Here is a 2700-nt window from a genome sequence, read left to right as displayed (position 1 = left end):
TGAAGCAATTCTCTGTACTTGTCAATAAACGACTCTTCTCCCAATAATATTTGCCCTTGAAGTTCATCCCATGGTGAACTCGTATCTATTCCCTCTTTTACAAATCTACGGTAAAGGCTCTGCGCTTCCTTCTTATTGCTGCTGTTGCTGCTGTTGCTGCTGAAAAGGCCGATAATCCAGTCCGTGGTCAGATATTCAGGGGCTTTTATTGTCCCTGCTGTGTACCGATAACTACTCCATTTCCATTCCTCCGGCTTGGCAACCATCTTCGCCCGAACCGGATTTAAAACAACATACCGGCATAACTCCAGCAGATAGCGTTCCTTCTCGACCAAAATCGCCTTATATCTGCCTTGGAATACATGGCCTGTTTTTTGATGCATCCAATTATATTTCTGGGTATAGATACCATTCAATTGCCGCATCCCCTGAGATAAATTACCGTCGGGGGTTTCAATTAAAAGATGGTAATGATTATCCATCAGACAATAAGCGTGACAGATCCAGTTGAACCTTCGCACTACCCTGTCAAGTATTAATAGAAATTCTTTCCGGTCTTGATCGGCATGAAATATATTATTTCGCGCATTGCCACGTTGCCACGCGATGTCACATGATAAACGGCATCGGGATATTCTATTCTCAGTGGTCTGCTCATAACTACACTTTAACACGGAAACGGAAATACTGATATTTCAAGACCTGACCCCATTATGTTATGCATTATGCACAAAAATTGATTTTGCCGATGTATATGCACCACCAACCGTGGTTGTTAATAACTGTGTATTAGCAACCATGTAACGAGAACCTCCCCCGCTGTTGGAAGCAGTAACTACCCGCGTTTCCGCGGTTTAGCAAACCCGCTGATCAATTCCTGAATGTTCCCGACAAATTCCAGCCCGGCGCTTCTGCCAACGCCGGAGAAAAGCAGCTCATTGCCATTGGGCCCTTTCCGGTAAAAACGGACCAATATCTTTGATTTTAAAGATTCATTCACTTTTGCCGTCATCTCGCCCAGTTTCGGGGCGGGCAGGTCGATGCCCTCGGTCCTGTCGGCGGATATTTCGAGGGTGTACTTTTTATCTTTCACAATTATTTCTATCCTGCCGGGCGACACATTCAGTTTTTGTATCTCTGCTCCGGTATAAGTGGCAAACCGGTATATGTGTTTTTTGTAATAGAAACCAAATATAAAACCGGTAAAAAAACTACCCAGCCATGGAATTTTGGCGATAGAACCGAACAAGGAAACCCCGTCTTCATCAAAGTGATTTGTCTGCATCCAGATCCATGATGACGGCATTGAGCGGCCCCAGTCTTTTTCCAGGTAGCCTTTGCCGCCGGTGAAGTCGGTAATTATGCCGTTGACATCAAAATGCCCTTCAATAGAATGATCAAAGCTTGCTGTGGCGTGGTAGCATTCCATCATGGGCACAAATGCATACCAGCCCATTGTTCCCGGTGAGAGAAGGGCCACTGGCCATGGATAGATGTTCGCAATTTTAAGGTCCGCTTTGATTTTATCCTTTCCATCATCCATATCCAACTTTATGCTTTCCAGAGAAAAATAATTCCTGCCGATTTTTACTTCAAACTTTTTGGTATTTCCCCAAAATTCGCTGATTGGATACTGGAAATAATAAAGCTTCTGTTTCGCGGCATCCACGAGCATAACAAAAGAATGTGATATAGTTTTATTCCTTGATACGGATATTCCCAGTATGACGGCATAAGCGGTTTTCTCATCTTTACTAACCGATTTAAAATACCATCCTTCAAAATAATTTTCTTTCTTTCCTTTTCCCTGAAATGCCTCGGGCTTCCAAACATTTGACATACCGCCTCCTGTTGAGTAATATTACTATTCATTAATTAAAATATAATCAAAGAGTGATTCAATATCAACTTTTTTATACAGCTTTGAAAGCTTCAACAAGTCTTTATACAGGCATTTTTTACGATTTTTACCGCAGGGAAGTAAAATGTTTAAGAGGATTTTTTATGAAAACAATTATCATTTTATTTTTATTTTCAAGTATCAGCTTTTCATTTGCGGATTATTCTTTCAAAAAAGTAATCAGCAATAAAGAACCGAAATTATTAGCAATAGATAATAAATCTCAGAATAATGATATTCTTCACCGCAGATTGCTGGATTACTCTTTTACCAAAGAAACACTGTACATTAAAATAATAAATACGCTGGGGCCTTATGCTTTAGACCGCCTTCAGTACTGGCTGGACAATGATTATTTTGATTATATTGTTTATAATGGAACGAATTATTTTTTCAACGGAAGCATACCCAACCTCTTCTACGAACACCATGATCTGCGTGAATTAAGGCTGGACAAAAATTACATTATAAATAATACAAAATATGCGGAATTTTTGTTAAAAAATACCCGGTTGATCTGGGAAGAATCGGTTAAAAAGAAAACCAACATCGTAATGCCGGTTACCATACAGGGGCAGATGAATCTTTGATAAGAACTTGCTTTCATTGGAAGTGAGTATAGGGGAGCCACTCTTGTATGTCAATGAAATATTGGAATTTGTTAATGCCATATGATTATGTCACCCCCTAACTGCCACGTGAAAATGTCACCCTAGGGCGAAAAAGAGTAGAAGGAGACACTAGAAAGAGGGAGGTGTCTCATGTCCAGGGAGGAGAGCATTACAATGGCAGAGTTGAAT

3 protein-coding genes are annotated in these 2700 nt (G+C 40.5%); 1 reads left to right on the top strand and 2 read right to left on the bottom strand.

Annotation, left to right across the window (positions count from 1 at the left end):
- Window positions 1-674 (bottom strand): transposase (locus VIK44_RS09710; protein WP_331553704.1); only part of this gene is annotated, 674 nt, incomplete at its 3' end.
- A 161-nt stretch (window positions 675-835) separates the two neighbouring features.
- Window positions 836-1840, bottom strand: coding sequence for a tocopherol cyclase family protein (locus VIK44_RS09705; RefSeq protein ID WP_331553703.1), 1005 nt, complete (start codon window positions 1838-1840; stop codon window positions 836-838).
- Window positions 1841-2004: 164 nt separating this feature from the next.
- Here VIK44_RS09705 and VIK44_RS09700 point away from each other — a divergent pair, with 164 nt between their 5' ends.
- Window positions 2005-2490: a hypothetical protein gene (locus tag VIK44_RS09700; RefSeq protein ID WP_331553702.1), complete on the top strand. Its 486-nt coding sequence runs from the start codon at window positions 2005-2007 to the stop codon at window positions 2488-2490.
- The last annotated feature ends 210 nt before the right edge of the window (window positions 2491-2700 follow it).

This window comes from Acetobacterium sp. (assembly GCF_036508315.1).
GTDB lineage: Bacteria > Bacillota > Clostridia > Eubacteriales > Eubacteriaceae > Acetobacterium.
Note: the sequence above shows the minus strand (reverse complement) of the source record. Positions and strands in the feature narration are given on the sequence as shown.

Excerpts from the sequence above, each read along its gene's own strand:
- VIK44_RS09700 (WP_331553702.1), top strand. The coding sequence starts at position 2,005 with ATGAAAACAATTATCATTTTATTTTTATTTTCAAGTATCAGCTTTTCA.
- VIK44_RS09705 (WP_331553703.1), bottom strand. The coding sequence starts at position 1,840 with ATGTCAAATGTTTGGAAGCCCGAGGCATTTCAGGGAAAAGGAAAGAAA.